Annotated in this window: 21 protein-coding genes; 2 read left to right on the top strand and 19 right to left on the bottom strand. The window is 36.4% G+C overall.

What is annotated here, in order from left to right; all coding sequences use genetic code 11:
* The first annotated feature begins 54 nt into the window (after window positions 1-54).
* Window positions 55-444, top strand: coding sequence for a cupredoxin domain-containing protein (locus MHH42_RS07665; protein WP_000062349.1), 390 nt, complete (start codon window positions 55-57; stop codon window positions 442-444).
* Between the two features lie 122 nt (window positions 445-566).
* On the opposite strand, the gene MHH42_RS07660 is transcribed toward MHH42_RS07665, so the two are convergent.
* From MHH42_RS07660 to MHH42_RS07630, 7 genes are read right to left on the bottom strand one after another with little or no spacing between them, the layout of a single operon-like run.
* Window positions 567-1,547 carry a biotin--[acetyl-CoA-carboxylase] ligase gene (locus MHH42_RS07660; RefSeq protein ID WP_001192037.1) on the bottom strand — a complete coding sequence of 327 codons (981 nt, stop codon included), beginning with the start codon at window positions 1,545-1,547 and terminating at the stop codon, window positions 567-569.
* Window positions 1,532-2,725, bottom strand: a complete 1,194-nt coding sequence (locus MHH42_RS07655; RefSeq protein WP_340893087.1) for a CCA tRNA nucleotidyltransferase — start codon at window positions 2,723-2,725, stop codon at window positions 1,532-1,534. Before MHH42_RS07655 ends, MHH42_RS07660 begins: the two co-directional genes overlap by 16 nt.
* Window positions 2,712-3,857 (bottom strand): N-acetyl-alpha-D-glucosaminyl L-malate synthase BshA, encoded by a 1,146-nt coding sequence (gene bshA, locus MHH42_RS07650; RefSeq protein ID WP_098227065.1) that lies wholly within the window; start codon window positions 3,855-3,857, stop codon window positions 2,712-2,714. Before bshA ends, MHH42_RS07655 begins: the two co-directional genes overlap by 14 nt.
* Window positions 3,854-4,558 (bottom strand): bacillithiol biosynthesis deacetylase BshB1, encoded by a 705-nt coding sequence (gene bshB1 / locus MHH42_RS07645; RefSeq protein ID WP_000015657.1) that lies wholly within the window; start codon window positions 4,556-4,558, stop codon window positions 3,854-3,856. The genes bshA and bshB1 overlap by 4 nt, the downstream gene beginning before the upstream one ends.
* Before the next feature lie 11 nt (window positions 4,559-4,569).
* Window positions 4,570-4,965, bottom strand: a complete 396-nt coding sequence (gene mgsA, locus MHH42_RS07640; RefSeq protein ID WP_000684760.1) for a methylglyoxal synthase — start codon at window positions 4,963-4,965, stop codon at window positions 4,570-4,572.
* Window positions 4,966-4,979: 14 nt separating this feature from the next.
* Window positions 4,980-5,780, bottom strand: coding sequence for a dihydrodipicolinate reductase (gene dapB, locus MHH42_RS07635; RefSeq protein WP_000658815.1), 801 nt, complete (start codon window positions 5,778-5,780; stop codon window positions 4,980-4,982).
* Window positions 5,780-6,121, bottom strand: coding sequence for a nucleotide pyrophosphohydrolase (locus MHH42_RS07630; protein ID WP_044810165.1), 342 nt, complete (start codon window positions 6,119-6,121; stop codon window positions 5,780-5,782). The genes dapB and MHH42_RS07630 overlap by 1 nt, the downstream gene beginning before the upstream one ends.
* A 270-nt stretch (window positions 6,122-6,391) precedes the next feature.
* Here MHH42_RS07630 and MHH42_RS07625 point away from each other — a divergent pair, with 270 nt between their 5' ends.
* Window positions 6,392-7,273: a YitT family protein gene (locus MHH42_RS07625; protein ID WP_000204285.1), complete on the top strand. Its 882-nt coding sequence runs from the start codon at window positions 6,392-6,394 to the stop codon at window positions 7,271-7,273.
* A 28-nt stretch (window positions 7,274-7,301) separates the two neighbouring features.
* Here the strand turns inward: MHH42_RS07625 and MHH42_RS07620 are convergent, their stop codons facing one another.
* From MHH42_RS07620 to hisC, 12 genes are all read right to left on the bottom strand, one after another.
* Window positions 7,302-7,943: a uracil-DNA glycosylase gene (locus MHH42_RS07620; protein ID WP_340893083.1), complete on the bottom strand. Its 642-nt coding sequence runs from the start codon at window positions 7,941-7,943 to the stop codon at window positions 7,302-7,304.
* Between the two features lie 114 nt (window positions 7,944-8,057).
* Window positions 8,058-8,738, bottom strand: a complete 681-nt coding sequence (locus MHH42_RS07615) for a zinc metallopeptidase (protein WP_000499539.1) — start codon at window positions 8,736-8,738, stop codon at window positions 8,058-8,060.
* A gap of 255 nt (window positions 8,739-8,993) precedes the next feature.
* Window positions 8,994-9,782 carry a sporulation protein YpjB gene (ypjB, locus tag MHH42_RS07610; RefSeq protein ID WP_000831603.1) on the bottom strand — a complete coding sequence of 263 codons (789 nt, stop codon included), beginning with the start codon at window positions 9,780-9,782 and terminating at the stop codon, window positions 8,994-8,996.
* A gap of 107 nt (window positions 9,783-9,889) precedes the next feature.
* A complete protein-coding gene (lit, locus tag MHH42_RS07605; RefSeq protein WP_000830608.1) occupies window positions 9,890-10,573 on the bottom strand; it encodes a lipoprotein intramolecular transacylase Lit in 684 nt (227 codons plus the stop codon).
* A gap of 25 nt (window positions 10,574-10,598) precedes the next feature.
* Entirely contained in the window at window positions 10,599-11,189 is a 591-nt protein-coding gene (locus tag MHH42_RS07600; RefSeq protein WP_000262817.1) for a DUF1405 domain-containing protein, read from the bottom strand.
* A 111-nt stretch (window positions 11,190-11,300) separates the two neighbouring features.
* Window positions 11,301-12,068: a menaquinol-cytochrome c reductase cytochrome b/c subunit gene (qcrC, locus tag MHH42_RS07595; protein WP_000554601.1), complete on the bottom strand. Its 768-nt coding sequence runs from the start codon at window positions 12,066-12,068 to the stop codon at window positions 11,301-11,303.
* A gap of 43 nt (window positions 12,069-12,111) precedes the next feature.
* On the bottom strand, window positions 12,112-12,786 hold the full coding sequence (qcrB, locus tag MHH42_RS07590) for a menaquinol-cytochrome c reductase cytochrome b subunit (protein ID WP_000932700.1): 675 nt from the start codon (window positions 12,784-12,786) through the stop codon (window positions 12,112-12,114).
* The gene (gene qcrA, locus MHH42_RS07585) at window positions 12,787-13,299 is read right to left on the bottom strand and encodes a menaquinol-cytochrome c reductase iron-sulfur subunit (protein WP_001290419.1); all 513 of its coding nucleotides are present in this window, start codon (window positions 13,297-13,299) and stop codon (window positions 12,787-12,789) included. It abuts the gene before it with no gap.
* A gap of 143 nt (window positions 13,300-13,442) precedes the next feature.
* Window positions 13,443-13,898, bottom strand: coding sequence for a YpiF family protein (locus tag MHH42_RS07580; RefSeq protein ID WP_000871316.1), 456 nt, complete (start codon window positions 13,896-13,898; stop codon window positions 13,443-13,445).
* 153 nt (window positions 13,899-14,051) lie between these two features.
* On the bottom strand, window positions 14,052-14,588 hold the full coding sequence (locus tag MHH42_RS07575; RefSeq protein WP_001095919.1) for a ReoY family proteolytic degradation factor: 537 nt from the start codon (window positions 14,586-14,588) through the stop codon (window positions 14,052-14,054).
* 73 nt (window positions 14,589-14,661) lie between these two features.
* A complete protein-coding gene (locus tag MHH42_RS07570; protein ID WP_001168690.1) occupies window positions 14,662-15,924 on the bottom strand; it encodes a tetratricopeptide repeat protein in 1,263 nt (420 codons plus the stop codon).
* Between the two features lie 450 nt (window positions 15,925-16,374).
* Window positions 16,375-17,487, bottom strand: a complete 1,113-nt coding sequence (gene hisC, locus MHH42_RS07565; protein ID WP_001264040.1) for a histidinol-phosphate transaminase — start codon at window positions 17,485-17,487, stop codon at window positions 16,375-16,377.
* Window positions 17,488-17,518: the final 31 nt, after the last annotated feature.

Genomic DNA, 17,518 nt, shown 5'->3' with positions numbered 1-17,518 from the left:
AAACTAATGATGCAGGTTAATTGAAGAAAAGCACTTAGAAAAGGAGAATTGCGAATGTCTATGAACAAGTGGTTATTTCCATTACTCGGTTTGTTTGTAATGATTGTGAGTGTGATAACTTTAGATTCCATCAACGTAGTTGCCTCAGCTAACGTCGTAACACAACCTATTGAGTCAACGAAAGTGATTGAAGTCGAACTGAACGATGATTACTTTAATCCGAATGTCATCACTATTCCGATTGAAGAAACAACAACATTGTTATTAAAAAATAAAGGTAAGAACGAGCACACCTTTACAGTGAAAAAACTCGGAATTGACGTCGTAGTTGAGTCAGGAAAAGAAAAAAACATTACCGTAAAACCTAAAAATACTGGTACATATGAATTAATATGTAGATACCATCTCCTTAAAGGAATGGAAGGAAAAGTAATAATCAAATAATAAGCAGCGCTAATCGAACGTTACTCTACATACAACTTAAGTTGTAAAAAGTGTATTGTTACATTACAAAGCCTACTCAAAAATGTTGAAATAAAAAAGAAGTTCCAAAAAAGGAACTTCTTTTACTTCATTTCGATATCCGCAGAATGAATATGATGTATTTTCCCTTCATGGTCCTCCAGAAGCAATACACCCTCTTCTGTAATCCCTTTTGCTAGCCCCGTAATCGTCTGTCTCATCGTTCGGGCAGTAATTTCTTTCCCGATGCTCACAGCGTAACTTTCCCAAAGAATTTTAATTACAGAGAAACCATTTTGTAAATACTCTTCATATAATTTTTCTAGTTGTAAAAAGATTTGTTGCATAAGTTCCGCACGAACAATTGGCTTACCTGATTCAATCGCTAAAGAAGTGGCAATTTGCTGAATTTCCTCATCAAAATGTTCTTGTTTTTGATTCGCATTAATACCAATTCCCATAATGACAGCATTGATTTTATCAGGATCCGCTTGCATTTCTGTTAATATACCTACAGCCTTTTTACCTTGAATTAAAATATCATTCGGCCATTTAATTCCTACATTTACACCTGTGCATTTTTCAATTGCTTGTGCAACGCTAACAGCCGCTAGCAGAGTGAGCTGCGGGGCATGATGAACCGGGATCGATGGACGCAAAATAATACTCATCCAAATTCCTGTTCCTTTTGGCGAATGCCACTTTCTACTTAAACGGCCTCTACCTGCAGTTTGCTCTTCCGCAACGACAATTGTTCCCTCTTCTACTCCTTCATAAGCAAGTTTTGCTGCAATATGCTGAGTAGATTCAACTGATTCTTCAAAATAAACCGTTCTACCGATACGCTCTGTTTGTAATCCTAACTGAATTTCATTAGCAGTTACTTTGTCTGGCTTCCCCGCAATGCGGTAACCTAATCGACGCACAGCTTCAAGTTCATATCCCTCATTCCGAAGGTCCTCCATATGTTTCCACACAGCGGTTCTTGAACAGCCAAGTTTATCACTAATCGTTTGGCCAGATACAAATTCTCCATCCGCTTCAGAAAAAACTTGCAACAACTGCTTTCTTATAGTAGATTGCATCTTTGCAGCCACTCCCTTATACTCTCTTTCTCATTAACTACATTTCCTTGTACGATCGCTTCTTCGATTTTTCGAAGCATTTCAGCAACCCACGGACCAGGCTTTTTATTCGCCCAGTTTAATAGATCATTCCCACTCACATTCATTTCTTGACGACCCTTGATTGGCAATGCATGAAACATTGATTGTACTCGTTTAACAGATGTAGGGTTATAGTTTTCAATCATCGCTTCATATACTCTCTCTGCCATTTCAGCGATATGAATTCCCGTTTTATAAAGAAGGACTGTATCCCAATCCTTCTCCTTTCTCGTACAAATTGTTAATAAAACTGCGACAATATCTTTTATTTTTTTATTCGAAAACTTCCATTGACGTAAAAATACAGATGGATGCTCTTCTCCGATACAATATAAGAAAAATGCCCATGCCTCAATGTCTGTTTCAAAAGAATCCCATTTATACTGCGTAGCTTTTAACAGTCTCTCTTCTGACATTTGTAAATAGGGCAAATGAGAAAATAACTTCGTCTCTACTAATTCTTTGAGGCCCTTCACACAATAGGTACCAGTTAACAGTTTCTCAAACTCTACTGTGATGCGCTCAATTGCTATATGTTCTAGCAAGTGTCCATACGTTTCAATCGCTTGCTTCGTTTTCGTTTCTAAAGAAAACCCTAACGTACTTACAAACCGAATGCCACGCATCATTCTTAGTGCGTCTTCTTGAAAACGATTCGCTGCATTTCCAACTGTCACAATTTCTCTCTTTTGAATCGCTTCCTGCCCAGCAAATAAATCCACCATTTCGCCTTCTTCTGTCATGGCAATCGCATTCATTGTGAAATCACGACGTTTTAAATCCTCTTCTAATGAACGAACAAATTGAACACTACTAGGTCTTCGAAAATCTTCATATTCGCTTTCTGTTCGAAAAGTGGTTACCTCATAAGGTTCACCATTTTCTACAACAATTACAGTTCCATGCTCAAGACCAACAGGAACATGTCTTGGGAATATATCCATTACTTCTTCTGGTAAAGCAGATGTCGCAATATCAATATCTCCAATCGGCCTATCGATAATAAGATCTCGTACGCTCCCACCAACAAAATAAGCCTCATGTCCTTGTTGTTTTAATATCTCAATAATAGAACTAGCTTTTTTAAATATTTCCATTTTTGTCATCCCTTAGTATGTCATAGTAAATTGCTTCATATTGTGAGACGATTTTTTCTGAGCGGAACTGCTCATAAACACTTTCTCTTGCTCGCTCTCCCATATTACGGTGAAGCTCTTCATTCTTTAATAGCTGAATGGCTTGATTGGCCACACCTGTTGTATCGCCAACTTCACATAAATATCCTGTTTCACCATGTTGAATGACTTCTGGAATACCTCCAACCCTTGTTCCGATACAAGGTACACCACACGCCATCGCTTCTAATAAAACAAGACCAAAACTTTCCTTCTCTGATAGAAGCAACATTAAATCACTCATCGCAAGCAGTTCTGCAACATTATCTTGCTTCCCTAGGAATAAAACGCGATCTTCAATATGTAAATTCTTCACTATCTGTAAAATTGTACAAAATTCTGGTCCGTCTCCAACAAGAAGCAATTTCGCATCAACTTCTTTAGCAACTTTAGCAAATGCCTGAACAACATCCTGCACACGTTTCACTTTACGGAAATTTGAAATGTGAATAAGTACCTTTTCACTCTCACTTATACCGTATTCTTTCTTTAATTGAGACATATTACGCTTGAAATATACACGTTCGTCTATAAAGTTATACACCGTTTGAATGTCTTTATTTGGTTTTACAAGCTCATGCGTTTCGTCAATTAATGAATGCGAGACAGCAGTAACAACATCAGACTGCTCAATACCAAAACGAATTAAATTATTTAACGAAGGGTCGGAACCTAACACAGTAATATCTGTTCCATGCAAGGTTGTAACAATTTTAATACGCTCACCAATCATTTGTTTCGCTAAATAAGCACAAATTGCATGCGGTATTGCGTAATGCACATGTAAAATATCAAGACTTTCTCTTTGTGCAACCTCTGCCATTTTACTCGCTAACGCTAAGTCATATGGTGGATATTGAAATACAGAGTATTGATTCACCGTCACTTCATGAAAATAAATGTTTGGATACACTTTATTTAATCGAAATGGTAAACCCGATGTAATAAAATGAATTTCATGCCCGCGTTCCGCCAATTGCTTTCCTAATTCTGTTCCAACAACTCCAGAACCACCTACAGAAGGATAACATGTAATACCTATTTTTAATTTCATTTACATCCCCCTATTAAATCAGCATGTAATAAAACCGGTTTCTTACTCATAAATCCTTCGGCATACAAGACTCCAACTTCTTTCCCAAACATCTTCTCACGAGCGACCACAGTTTCAACGTAACCTTCTGTTAACGGCGTCTTAACACCATCACTCCCTGTTGAAAACTGACTTTCATACGCTTCTAATGCTTCCACTTTTTGCGATAGGTACTCACTAATATCTATACAAAAATTCGGTTTATGAAAACCATTAATCATATAATTATAAAAAGACTCCACACGATGTGGTGGAAGTTCTGGCATATATTTACGGATTCCTGCTGAAAAAATAGCCTCTTCCACAAGCTTTGCACAATTTGCATGATCTGGATGACGATCTTCATCGTATGGTGCAAAAACGAGTTTTGGTTTATATGTACGGATCACCTTTACAATTTCACGTATAAACTCTTCTTTCATATACAAACCACGATCTGGCATCGCTAAATTCAGTCTCGTTTTTACTCCCATTATACGAGCTGCGATCTTTGCTTCTTCTTTTCTCAACTCTATCGTTCCATTTGAAGAAAGGTCAGCTTCTGTTAAATCACAAATACCTACTTCAAACCCTTGCTTCGTATATTTTGCAATGGTACCCGCCATGCCGATTTCAACATCATCAGCATGAGCACCAAACGCTAATATATGTAATCCACTCATAATTGTTCCCCTCATTTTCTTAACTTGCGATAATCTAAATCCCCTCGTTCTAATGCGTGCATTAACATTTCAGCACTTGCCATGTTCGTTGCAAGTGGAATCGCATATACATCACATAAACGAAGTAATGCATTTACATCTGGCTCATGCGGCTGAGCAGTTAGTGGATCTCGGAAAAAAATCACCATATCCATATCGTTTTTTGCAATCATGGCACCGATTTCTTGATCGCCACCAAGAGGACCCGACTGATATCTTGTTACAACTAAGCCAGTTGCCTCCATAATGCGAAGTCCTGTCGTTCCTGTTGCAAACAATTCATGTTTTTCAAAAATTGGTTTATATGCGTACGCAAACGAAACCATGTCATTTTTCTTTTTGTCATGTGCGATTAAGGCAATTTTCATCCGTTGTCTCCCCTTTAGTCGATAATGTTTTCTAAACCGTACACAAGATGATCAATGTTCATTACTGTTTCAATTGATAGTTTTACACCTGACATAAATGATGCACGATTGAATGAATCATGGCGAACCGTTAACATTTGTCCATCCCCGCCGAACATTACTTCTTGGTGTGCAATAAGTCCCGGTAAACGTACACTATGAATGTGAATACCGTCTACATTTGCACCACGAGCACCTTCTAGTTGCTCTACTTCGTTTGGATGACCTTGCTGCTTTGATTCACGATTTTGACGAATTAATTCTACTGTTTTGACAGCTGTACCAGATGGTGCATCTAATTTTTGATCATGGTGTAATTCAATTACTTCAACATCTTGGAAGTACTTCGCTGCCATTTGTGAAAATTTCATCATAAGAACTGCACCAATTGCAAAGTTTGGAGCGATAATTGTTCCTACTTTATTATCTTTTGCATTTTCTGTTAATTGCTTTAGTTCTTCTTCCGTAAATCCAGTTGTACCAATAACAGATCGAAGTCCACGTTCAACTGCAAGTGTCACATGTTTCTTTCCAACTTCTGGTGTTGTTAAATCTAATAATACATCTGCTTCCACTTCATCTAAACAAGTATGTAAATCTGCGTAAATCGGTGTATCTAACATCGGCATACCAGGTAAGTCTGAAATCTTTTCTCCACCGTGCTTATAGTCTACTGCTGCTACTAAATTGAAATGTTCTGTTCTTTCCATAAGAAGGACTGCTTCATGTCCCATACGTCCTCTTGGTCCAGCGATAATTACTTTAATTTCTTTCATTATTCTTTCTCTCCCTCATCAATGCGTGTCCAGCGATCTTTATCACGTGTATTAAATTTTTCCATTACAATGTTATGCGCTGTTTCTAAATCAATATTTAAACTATTTGCCATACAAATCATAACAAACAATACATCTCCAAGCTCTTCTTCAATACTACGTTCTGTTTCAGTTGTTTTCTTCGGTTTCTCACCGTAGTAATGGTTTACTTCCCTCGCAAGCTCTCCCATTTCTTCCGTTAAACGAGCCATCATTGCAAGCGGACTGAAATAACCTTCTTTAAACTGACCAATATATGCATCTACTTCTTTCTGCATATCTTTCATCGTTTTTGCTTCCATACTAATCACCTCTAATCCTTCCTCTTTCATGTTAGCCAATTCATCGCGATTTGACAAATATTATTCCCCGCCAAACACCTATTTGCGACCCTTTTTTGGATAGACTATAATGAAGTGAAACTTTCTTTTGCGGTTTTGGCAAAAGATCAGCTAAAATCAATTGTTTTTTTATAGCCTTCACTATTTTTATTAACAACTAGAAATTACTTATCATTATGTTTTACCGTTTCAGCGGAGCAATGCAATCTACATAATTAGGGGGATTTCTATATGACATCAAGTTTGAAGATTCGAAATATCATTTTCATTTTAATCGGTTCCGCTATTTTTTCTTTCGGTATTGTGAATATCAATATTGAAAATCACCTTGCAGAAGGTGGATTTACCGGTATTACACTATTATTGTATTTTCTATTTAAGTTTGACCCTTCTTATTCAAACTTAATTTTAAATATCCCTATATTTTTTATTGGTTGGAAGTTACTTGGAAGAACGACATTTATCTATACACTAATCGGCACATTCAGCGTATCTTTATTTCTATGGATTTTTCAGCGTTACGACGTTCTTAACTTACATTTAAACTTACAAAATGATATGACACTCGCGGCTTTATTCGCCGGGGCATTTATCGGTATCGGTCTTGGCATAATATTTAAATATGGGGGGACTACTGGCGGTGTAGATATTATCGCAAGACTCGCTCATAAATATGTTGGCTGGAGTATGGGGAAAACAATGTTTATGTTTGATGCTATCGTCATTATCGTCTCTATTCTTACCTATTTATCATACCGCGAAGGCATGTATACGTTAGTTGCTGTTTTTATCGGAGCGAAAGTCATTGACTTTATGCAAGAAGGAGCCTATGCGGCAAAAGGAGCAACTATTATCTCAGATAAAAACGATGAAATTGCTGCCCAAATTTTATCTGACATGGAGCGCGGAGCAACCTTTTTAAAAGCTGTTGGATCGTATACGAAAGTGGAACGGAACGTATTGTATTGCGTTGTCGCTAAAAATGAAATCGTGAAATTAAAAAATATTATTACTTCTGTAGATCCTCATGCCTTTGTTGCTGTAAGTGACGTACATGATGTAGTTGGTGAAGGTTTTACATTAGATGAAAATAAAAATCCGTTACATAATTAAATTCAACTAGAAAAGCTCTTTAGCTTTTCTAGTTTTTTATTACATATTTTTTCAGCTTCTCCCAATCCTCATAAATAAGCTCCAACAAACTCCGATTATAAAAAATAGAAGCTGGATGAAAGGTCGGAAAAATAGAATATTCTTTTTCTGTCCATACAAATTCTGTACAGCAACTATCTTTCAATTGTTGCACGGGTTGTTTTAACAATTCTCCATGAACATCTGTAATTTTATGATTTTTACTGACTAAACGCTGTAATGCAATATTACCAAGCGTAACGATAACAGGAGGGTCTATATGTTCCAACTCATAATCTAATAAAGGTGCATGAGCAAGTATTTCTCCTTGATTTGGTGTTCTATTATACTTTTTCTGTATTTTTTCGCCATTTCGTTCTTTTTTCTCTCGCCATTTATATGGCCTACTCCGGACCGCACTCGTAATATATACTTCTTCCCTTGTAACATGAATACGTTCTAAAAACTCCATTAAATGTTTTCCAGCTCTACCGCTAAACGGAATCCCATTATGAATTTCTGTTTCACCAGGTGCTTCACCAACGAGCATAATTTTTGGGTTTCCAGGGCCTTGTCCACTTAGAAAACCTTCTAGCTGATACGAAGTACTACGCTCTTTCACTTGCTTTACTATATGGTCTGGATATTCCATTATCTCCCCCCTCATCGTATGCTACTTAATTATGATTTCCCTACAATATTTCTTTCATTTTATCCTGTCCATTTATTACAGATAATAAAAAAAGACTATCAAAATTGATAGTCTTTAGTCGTCGCTACGCTGCATACCAGTATATATTAATACAAGACGTAATAATTCAAATACAGCTACAGCTGCAGCTGCTACATATGTTAATGCTGCCGCATTTAATACTTTACGAGCTTGGCCGTACTCATCTGTCGATACGATACCAAGTGCTTCAATTTGTTGCATTGCGCGTTTTGATGCATCAAACTCAACTGGTAATGTAACAAGTTGAAAAACAACACCTGCTGCCATCAAAATAATTCCTAGCAACAATAAACCAGACATTTGTGCAAACACACCAATTAAGACGAAAACCCAAGACATATTCGAGCCAAAATTAGCAACTGGCACTAATGAATGACGAACACGCATGAAATTATAATCTTTTGCATCTTGAATCGCATGCCCTACTTCGTGTGCTGCTACTGCTGTACCAGCAACTGAATGGCCATAGTAGTTATCTGTTGATAATCGAACTGTTTTGGCAGTTGGATCATAATGGTCTGATAAATGACCTGGCGTTTCTTCTACAGCTACGTTGTATAATCCGTTTTCATCTAAAATTTTCCGAGCCACTTCTGCTCCTGTCATACCTGATGTTGAATAAACTTGTGAATACTTGCTATAGGCACTACGTACTTTTGACTGTGCATACAACGGTATGATCAAAATGATCGCGAAGTAAATTAAATAAAACATCATGAACCTCCATTGAAGTTTTAATTATAGTACTTCTCATTCTATTTTTTTCTGCCACCATTGTCAATGAATAAACCTTACAATCCGTATCTTTATTTATCCCGCTATTTGTAGACAGTTAGACTCCCACCTCAAAATTCTGCTGGAGCAAAGAACTTAAGCGGTATATCCACTGCCCGTAAACGCCCGATTGATGAGGGCTAATAATCAATGAGGTATGAACCTCCCCACTGATTAAAGTTTCACTTTATCGCATTATCTATTTTTAGAATGTACATTACTTTTTCTTTTCTCTCGCTCACCTTTATACTTTCTCCATCCAACATAAGTTAATGTGAATAAAATAAGTCCTCCAGTAATTGTCATAAACCAAATGAGAGAGGGGGCAATTTCATCTTTTTTTACTGTGTGAAATATCTTTTGCAAATCTCCTTTAATGATTCCTAATTGCATTTGCCCACCTTTCGTTTTTAACATAACGTTACGAAATTCATCCAAATAAGATAAATGAGCATTTACACGTTGCACCTCGTTTTCTGGCAAAGCAATCATTAGGCTTGGGTAAATAATATTAAATTCATTTAAGAATGTATTTAACGTTTGCTGAAACTGTCCAGTATCTTCTTTTTTCATCGCTTTTTCCATTTGAGAAAAAGCATCCATTACTTTCCCTTCTCTTTCCATCCAAAGCGGTTGATATTTCGATACTTGCGCATCAACAGCAAGTTGTAATGCTATCACATTATCAATTTTAACTTGCTTACCTAAATCTTCTTCCGAGAGAGATTGTTTCGCTTTGTCGTAAGCTAAAGAAATGACTCTAATTTGATCTGGTGTTACTTCTTGCTTCTTTTCATTCCCCTTCACTAAAAACTGCTCCGAGAAATATTGTAATACTTGTACTGCTTTTTCATCTTCATTACGCTTCACTAACTGTAACGAGTCGTCTAGCAACCCCGTTAGTTCACTCCACTCTTCAGCATATATACGTAACGGAAACATTATAATTAGAAATGCTATCAATCCAATTAATGTTCTCTTCATCCCGGTCCCCCCTATAACTACTAGTACAAAATATGTGGAATTGGACAAGAATAGAACAGAACTGCCCCGAAAAATATATTATCGTTTTACAAACAAAAAAATTCTCTTTAAGCAGAGAATTTTTCCTTTGAAATCCTTTTCTTTTTTACGAAATATCTATACAAGCTGTAACAAAGTATACTACCACCTAAAATGAATAATAAAATAGCACACGCCGCATGCATAAAAAATTCTTCTGGTAGCATTAAAATAATCGGATCCGATTCAATATCAAACATCCAATAATCGTTACTGAATAACAGCTTATGGAATAATACAAAACTCTTTTCAAAATTAATAGCGATTGGCAACACCAGTGCTATCGGAAATATAATTGTTACAATCGATCCATGCAGTAAAAATTTTTCGTTTTTTCTTTTTAATAAATAAACGCCGCCTATCACTACAATCATAATTGTTGCATACATCACATATTGAATCTTTACTATAATATTTTTAACATCTACAAAATGAATACGACCATTTGTAGACATATCTAATGTCGGTAAATGTAATGCTCCGTCATAAAACGGAGATAAATATGTAATTAGCACATCATAATTTCTCTTAATTTCATCTTTTGTCATATCCGCTAAATCTGGAATGTTTAAAAAATCAATTTCAAAATAATACAGCCATTTTCCATATACAACTGCCATTGTTGCAAGTGCAAAAATAGAAAATGCTATGCTATATGAAACAACTAACGTAATCAATCGATCCAATATTTTTCCACTCTTACTTCTCTTCATTTTCTCCCCCTAAATGTTCACACCATCATAAAGAAAACTGTTTTCGGCGCTCACGTAAGCAATAATAGTATGTGATGCACAGTACGACAATACTTAACCAAAATGTAAAATAACCAATTTTCTCTACAAACAAATGCATAATTCCGTATCTCGGCATTTGCCAAAATAAATAATCAATTGCGTCATTATGTAATGTCCATATACCTGCTACTACAAAATGCCATTTTTTTATACGGTAAAACGGAGCATATAACACTCCCTGCACTGCCATTGCAAAATGCGATAGCATTAACATATACCCCATCAAGCCAATAGGACCTTTTACATAAATCATAACCACATTTACAACAACAGCCCATATACCATATTTTATTAAAGTTACAATTGCCAGCGCCTCTATTAATCCCCAGTTTCGCTTTACCAAGAAAGCAATTAAAACAAAGACAAAAAAGAGAGTCGCCATAGGACTATCTGGTACAAACGGCCAAAATATAGGTGACGTTTCTTTTAATTGATTTCCATACCATATAAATCCGTAAATTGTACCTAGTATGTTAACAATCAATAAAAATAATAATACTGAGCGTTGTCTTAACATTGCATACAAGTAAACCAAGCTGTATGTCCAACACCTTTCATTCTTTCCTCAAACTCTACTCTATTATATAGTAAACTTTCTGTCATCAAAATAAAAAGCTGACCACAAAATTTGTAGTCAGCTTTTCTATTACTTTTTATTATACTTTGCAACGAATTCCGAAAGCTTTTTCAGTTCTTCATCCGTACCTTTAAATACACCTTTAGGCATGGAACCTTTTCCATCTTTCGCAATTTTAGCGATTTCTTCAGGTTTTAAAGTTAAGTTCTGCAAAGCTGGTGCTGCCGCCCCGCCTTGTAAATTATCACCATGACACGTTAAACAAGTATTTTTTTGCATTAACTTGTAGCCGTCATCATTTTTATCAACTGGTGCTGTTTTTACAATTGCGCCTTGTTTCTTTGCAGCTTCCCAGTCGTGGTGTGCTACAGATTCCCAAGTTAAAAAGATAATCGATGCAATTGCTAAAAGCATAAATCCAGTGGCTACAGGACGCTTCAACGGGCGTCTTTCTGGACCTCGATCGAGAAATGGAGCTAACAGCAATGCTCCGAACGCAATCCCTGGCATAATAAACGCTCCAATTACAGTAAATGAACCAGAAGCATAAGAATACTTTAGTAACTGATACAAAAATAAGAAATACCAATCTGGAAGTGGTATATATCCGGCATCTGTCGGATCCGCCATTCTCTCAAGCGGTGACGGATGTGCCACTGTTAAACATAAATAACCGATTAAAAAAACTGCACCAACCATCCATTCTTTTAACAAGAAGTTCGGCCAAAATGCTTCTGTTTTTCCTGGGTATTCAGAATAATCTTTTGGAATATTTGGTTTCCGAGCTACTGGTACTCGAGAATCTCCTACAAATTTCATTCCTTTGCCGCGATGCATAATCTCCCTCCTTTAGTTCTTTCCCCTTTAATTTAGCAATCTCTTATAGTGGACCGGAAATACCTTGTTTGCGAATCATGATGAAGTGGAAGGCCATTAAACCTAGAAGTGCTGCTGGTAAGAAGAAGACATGAATAGCAAAGAAGCGAGTTAATGTTTGAGCGCCAACAATTTCGGAATGACCAGCGAGTAATGTTTTAATATAAGGACCAATGAGCGGCGTTTGCTCTGCGATTTGAATCCCTACTTTCGTAGCAAATAACGCTTTCATATCCCACGGTAATAAATATCCGGTAAAACCAAGACCTAACATAACAAAGAAAATAAGAACACCAACAATCCAGTTTAACTCACGAGGTTTTTTATACGCACCTTGGAAGAAAACTCTGAGTGTATGTAAAAACATCATTACAATTACGAGACTAGCACCCCAGTGGTGCATACCACGAACAATTTGCCCGTACGCAACTTCATTTTGTAAATAGTAAACAGATTCCCACGCATTTTTAATATCAGGCACATAATACATCGTCAAAAACATTCCAGATAAAATTTGAATTACAGTAACGAAAAAGGTAAGTCCTCCAAAGCAATAAACGAATGCAGAAAAGTGATGTGCCGGGTTTACATGTTCAGGTACTTCATGATCAGCGATATCGCGCCATATCGGTGTAATATCTAAACGTTCATCTACCCAATCATAAATTTTATTTAGCATCTACTTTGCACCCCCTTTTGGCTTCGCTTTTCCTAAATACAGCGTTCCATCTTTCACTTTAGACTCGTACACATCAAGCGGAGCAAGTGGCGGTGTGCCTTTAATGTTCATACCATCTTTTGTATAACGTCCTCCGTGACACGGGCAAAAGAATTGATTCGGATGTGCTTTGTCCGAATTCCAGTTCACTGTACACCCTAAATGTTTACACACTGGAGAAAATGCAACGATGTCTCCGCTTTCATCTTTATGCACCCAAGCAGATTTTGGCTCTTCAGACTTGTACCATCCGTCAACCTGTTTCACCTTAAAGTCGAAACGCTTCGGCTCTGTTGTAATATCCTTTACTTGCGCAACAGCAACCATATCTGTTCCCGCTTCTTTTCTTAACACCGGATCAAGCGCAAATCGCGTCATCGGCATTAAAATACCCGCTGCCATAAAGCCTCCTACTCCTGTAAGTGTGTAATTTAAAAACTGTCTTCTTGACACACGATGTTCTTTCTCGCTCACGAAAATTTCCCCCCTCTATCAGAAATTGTCCCCTCGTGAAAAATAATATAAAAAATAAATACTAGGACACTATCATGATATAATACCCTCATGCACAGGTCAATATCATACTACTCATAATAATAAGAACTTTCTGTTTATTGCTATTTTCCCCATTTTTCTTCTAACATTACCATTATATTTTTTATATGAGCGTGAATGACTTCTCTCTTCGCTTGATCACTAAATTGTTCTAACGCTAATGAGGGTAACCAAAATAAATCCCCCTGTAACTCTTGCATATCTTCTTTCCATGAAAAATCACTTGTAACATAAGCAATATGTTTAAAGCCTTGACTTTGTAAATGATCTGTCCATTCTTGCAAACGAGCTTTTTCATTCTTTTGACTTTCTACTAAATACGTAAATGCAGGTAGTAAAAGCACTCTTCCTTTATATTCTCTTTCCAACTCCATACTCAACAATTCAATAAATTCACCTTGTTCTACTACCGTTTTCATTTCTTTTGCTGCTGAAATTGACAAAAGAGGTATTACCCCTGTATCTACATACTCCCTTGCTTGCTCAAACTGTTCCACGTCTTTTACAATCCATTTCACATTTCTTCCCTCCCTCCAGCTAAAATGACAGAACTTTCACTTTATATATATTAAACCATACTAAAAGGGGTAAAAAAAGAAAAACTACCCAAGATAGGTAGTTTTTCTTAAAAAAGTCCGAAATTTGTAAAAATTCAATAATTCAAATAAATCCTATAAAGTCTTTAACTCCGCCGTTAACCTATGAAACGCTTCCTTATCTTGCTTATCCAACGCTTCATCAATTTGTTTCAAAAGACGTTCTCTTCTAAATGAAAATACACTCTCTTCTAAAAATCTCTCTGCAAGTAAACGATCTTTTTCATTTACTTCAATATGCTTTGGTAAATATGGATTGTCTTCTAATACAGCTACATAGTTTGCGTTTTGGAACGATGATTTAAAGTTGAGTTGAATATAAATATCCTCATCTCGATTTAAACGAATATCATGAAACGATTTTTCAGCATCTGTTGTCATAACATTTTGTTTAAAAAAGTGAAACGGTGTGTCTTTCACGCAATTTGCTGACATCACTAAGCCACGCGGACAATATTTTGCATGCTCTACGAAGTGGACTTTATGCATTAATTGGTCGTGACTCATTAAATAATTCAAAATCCATACACATTCACGCTGTTTCAGTTGGTAATTATTCAAAAACCATTTCACAAAATCCTTCTTCTCGTTTACAGAAACAGGGGTATTCATAGCAATTAAGTCCCTCCTCTGTCTTTCTCTTTTCTTTTTAGATTCAAGAAGCGGCATTCAGTTTCCTTCCAACTTATGAAAAATCCTCTAAATTATATAACAACTCTTCAATATGAATTTGTGTCGGGTCTAGTTGTAATAACTGAGTAAACACTTCTTTGGCCTCTTTTCGCATTCCTTCTTCCAATAAGAAATAACCGTACTCTTCCAAGAAGTCTGGATGATTCTTAAAAGAAGTATATGCACTTTCATAGTGCTTTAATGCATCCGAATACATTTCTAATTGTTTTTTTGCAAACGCAAGATCCCAAAGTAGTTGTGTATCTGGCTCTCCGCTATCAATAGCACGCTCTACAACTGTGATTAACTCTTCATACTTTTCTTGTCCTTTTAAAATATATGCATATTTTAATATTGCACCTAAATGTCCTGGATCTAACTCAAGCGCTTTTTGAAGCACTTCCTCTGCCTCTGCTACTTTTCCTAATTTAGCTGCAATGCTCGCTAATTCTACATAAAACGGAACAGCAAGCTCATCTACTTTAATTCCTTCTTGAAGTGTTTCATAGCTTTCTTGCAGCATTCCTTCTTTTTCATAGCTTTTCGCTAAATACATGTATAGTGATGCGTACTCAGGATCTAATTCTTTTAGTTCTTGCCAAGCACCAATTGCTCTTTGATATTCTTCTCCTTGATATAATGTGAAAGCATATCCAAATAAGGAGTGAATATCTTTTTGCTCCTCTAAGCCTGCTTCATAGTAAGAGATCGCTTCTTCCCAGTTTCCAATTGCACTTAACGTTTCTGCGAGACGAAGTGCAATGACAACACCCCCCATTACTTTATGTTCCGCTAATAGCGACTCGTAATAAGTAATTGCCTTTTGTTCTTCACCTTTACTACTATATAATTCTGCTAATCCAAACGTAATAACAGGTTCGTCAGGCATCAATTCTTTCGCCTTTAATAGTTTTTGCTCTGCTACATCATCAAAACCTTGCATTTGGAATAAATCTGCAACAAGCAATAACGATTGAACATATAAATCATCATTTTCTGGAATATCATGAAGTACTTCAATCGCTTCATCTTCTTTATCTAAATCAATATATAATTCTGCTAAAAATACCGTAAATTCACTCTCTTCCGGATATAGCAAGCGTAAATCTTCTGTTATTACTAGCGCCTCATCCGTAAACCCAAGTGTATGATAGTAGCGAGCGATATCATACTTCTCTTCATCATTCGCAACTTGTAATTGTTCTTTTAATAATTGTAATCCTTTTTCCGCTTCACCATTTTCAATATATGACACAGCTTGTTCAAACTTTTGCATAAACGTCTCCTTTAATTCTAAAAAATATTCTCTTCTGTTCATTTATCCCGCTATTAACGGGCAGTCAGACCCCCACCTCAAAATTCAGCTAAGGCAAAGAAGTTAGTTTGGGGATCAACTGCCCATAAAAGCCCGATTGGTTCAACTAATAATTAGCGGGGGATAAACATCCCCCACTGATTAAAGTTTCACTTTATCATAAGCAACGCACTGTTATAACGCAACCTTTAGAATGGGCATGCTCCTTCTTGTACTTTTTCTTATAGCGTAGCTACTTGTTCAAAAAGTTCGGATGTGACACCGATCCCTCACTACTTTCTATTGTACCGTTTTCTTTCATGACCGTGCAAATAACTTCCCTTATTAATTATGAAGCAACACCAACCAAGCTTTTAGGAGCTGTTCATGCGGGATAAAAAAGACTCCTATAAAAGGAGCCTTCACAATTTCTTAAGAATAGGTTTCTTCTTTCTTAACTTGCTCATTTACAAGCTCTTTCAGTAATTCTATAATTTCATCATTTTCTTCTTTCAATCCGACGGTAATACGAATGCCATCATGTATTCCAAATGCAGCACCAGAACGAACAATATATCCTTTCTTCATTAATCGTTCGAAAGCTTCATTACCAGAAATACCAAGTTTTAAGAAAATGAAATTTGTTTGAGACGGATAATAGAATACGTTATATTCCTTACAAAATGCATAGTATTGATTTAACCCTTCAGCATTTTTTTGCACACAGTCTTGTAAAAATGTTTGATCTTCTAATGCAGCTATTGCTACAGCTTGGGCTACAGTCGATGTATTGAACGGTAACCTTGCTACTTCCAACTGCCCGATTAACTTCGCATCACCAATCGCATATCCAATTCGAAAAGCAGCTAAGCCATATGCTTTTGAAAATGTACGTAATACCATAAGATTTTCATATTTTTCAAGAAGTGGCAATGTTTGCGGATAGTCTTTTGCTTCCGCATATTCATAATATGCTTCATCCATAATAACGAGCGCTGACTTAGGTACTGATTCTAAAAATGAAAGTAATTTTTGTTTCTCTACATATGTACCTGTCGGGTTATTCGGATTACAAATCCACACAATCTTCGTTTTATCATCTACTTGTTGTAACATTGCATCTAAATCGTGAATGCCATCTTTAAGTGATACTTCACGAACTTCTGCCCCTTCAATAACAGCATGGTGATGGTATTGCGAGAATGTAGGATTCGCCATTACAACATTTGTTCCTTCATGTAGTAAGGCACGGCTAATCATTTGAATAACTTCATCTAACCCACTACCAAATAACAGTTGTTCCGCTTTTACACCTAAATGATCAGCTACTTTTGTCCGAAGTTCAAAAGCATATCCATCTGGATAAAGAGCGTATTGACTCACTAATGATGTTAACGCTTCTGTCACATTTGTAGAACAACCGAATGGATTTTCGTTCGATGCTAATTTCACAATTTTTGATAATCCATATTCTCTTTTTACTTCTTCAATATTTTTCCCAGGTACATATGCTCTCAAAGTTAACAATTGCTCTTTCACTCTCATTTTTCTTCCCCCAGTCATTTTATTGAATTCG

It is taken from the genome of Bacillus sp. FSL L8-0099, from assembly GCF_038006385.1.
In the GTDB taxonomy this organism is placed as follows: Bacteria; Bacillota; Bacilli; order Bacillales; family Bacillaceae_G; genus Bacillus_A; species Bacillus_A toyonensis.
The sequence above is the reverse complement of the archived record's forward strand: the minus strand, read 5'-3'. Positions and strand labels throughout refer to the sequence as shown.

Excerpts from the sequence above, each read along its gene's own strand:
- MHH42_RS07625 (WP_000204285.1), top strand. The coding sequence starts at position 6,392 with ATGACATCAAGTTTGAAGATTCGAAATATCATTTTCATTTTAATCGGT.
- ypjB (WP_000831603.1), bottom strand. The coding sequence starts at position 9,782 with ATGAAGAGAACATTAATTGGATTGATAGCATTTCTAATTATAATGTTT.
- bshB1 (WP_000015657.1), bottom strand. The coding sequence starts at position 4,558 with ATGAGTGGATTACATATATTAGCGTTTGGTGCTCATGCTGATGATGTT.
- MHH42_RS07665 (WP_000062349.1), top strand. The coding sequence starts at position 55 with ATGTCTATGAACAAGTGGTTATTTCCATTACTCGGTTTGTTTGTAATG.
- MHH42_RS07655 (WP_340893087.1), bottom strand. The coding sequence starts at position 2,725 with ATGGAAATATTTAAAAAAGCTAGTTCTATTATTGAGATATTAAAACAA.
- bshA (WP_098227065.1), bottom strand. The coding sequence starts at position 3,857 with ATGAAATTAAAAATAGGTATTACATGTTATCCTTCTGTAGGTGGTTCT.
- dapB (WP_000658815.1), bottom strand. The coding sequence starts at position 5,780 with ATGAAAGAAATTAAAGTAATTATCGCTGGACCAAGAGGACGTATGGGA.
- MHH42_RS07660 (WP_001192037.1), bottom strand. The coding sequence starts at position 1,547 with ATGCAATCTACTATAAGAAAGCAGTTGTTGCAAGTTTTTTCTGAAGCG.
- qcrC (WP_000554601.1), bottom strand. The coding sequence starts at position 12,068 with ATGCATCGCGGCAAAGGAATGAAATTTGTAGGAGATTCTCGAGTACCA.
- mgsA (WP_000684760.1), bottom strand. The coding sequence starts at position 4,965 with ATGAAAATTGCCTTAATCGCACATGACAAAAAGAAAAATGACATGGTT.
- MHH42_RS07620 (WP_340893083.1), bottom strand. The coding sequence starts at position 7,943 with ATGGAATATCCAGACCATATAGTAAAGCAAGTGAAAGAGCGTAGTACT.
- hisC (WP_001264040.1), bottom strand. The coding sequence starts at position 17,487 with ATGAGAGTGAAAGAGCAATTGTTAACTTTGAGAGCATATGTACCTGGG.
- MHH42_RS07575 (WP_001095919.1), bottom strand. The coding sequence starts at position 14,588 with ATGAATACCCCTGTTTCTGTAAACGAGAAGAAGGATTTTGTGAAATGG.
- lit (WP_000830608.1), bottom strand. The coding sequence starts at position 10,573 with ATGAAGAGAAGTAAGAGTGGAAAAATATTGGATCGATTGATTACGTTA.
- MHH42_RS07630 (WP_044810165.1), bottom strand. The coding sequence starts at position 6,121 with ATGGAAGCAAAAACGATGAAAGATATGCAGAAAGAAGTAGATGCATAT.
- qcrB (WP_000932700.1), bottom strand. The coding sequence starts at position 12,786 with ATGCTAAATAAAATTTATGATTGGGTAGATGAACGTTTAGATATTACA.
- MHH42_RS07570 (WP_001168690.1), bottom strand. The coding sequence starts at position 15,924 with ATGCAAAAGTTTGAACAAGCTGTGTCATATATTGAAAATGGTGAAGCG.
- MHH42_RS07615 (WP_000499539.1), bottom strand. The coding sequence starts at position 8,738 with ATGTTTTATTTAATTTACTTCGCGATCATTTTGATCATACCGTTGTAT.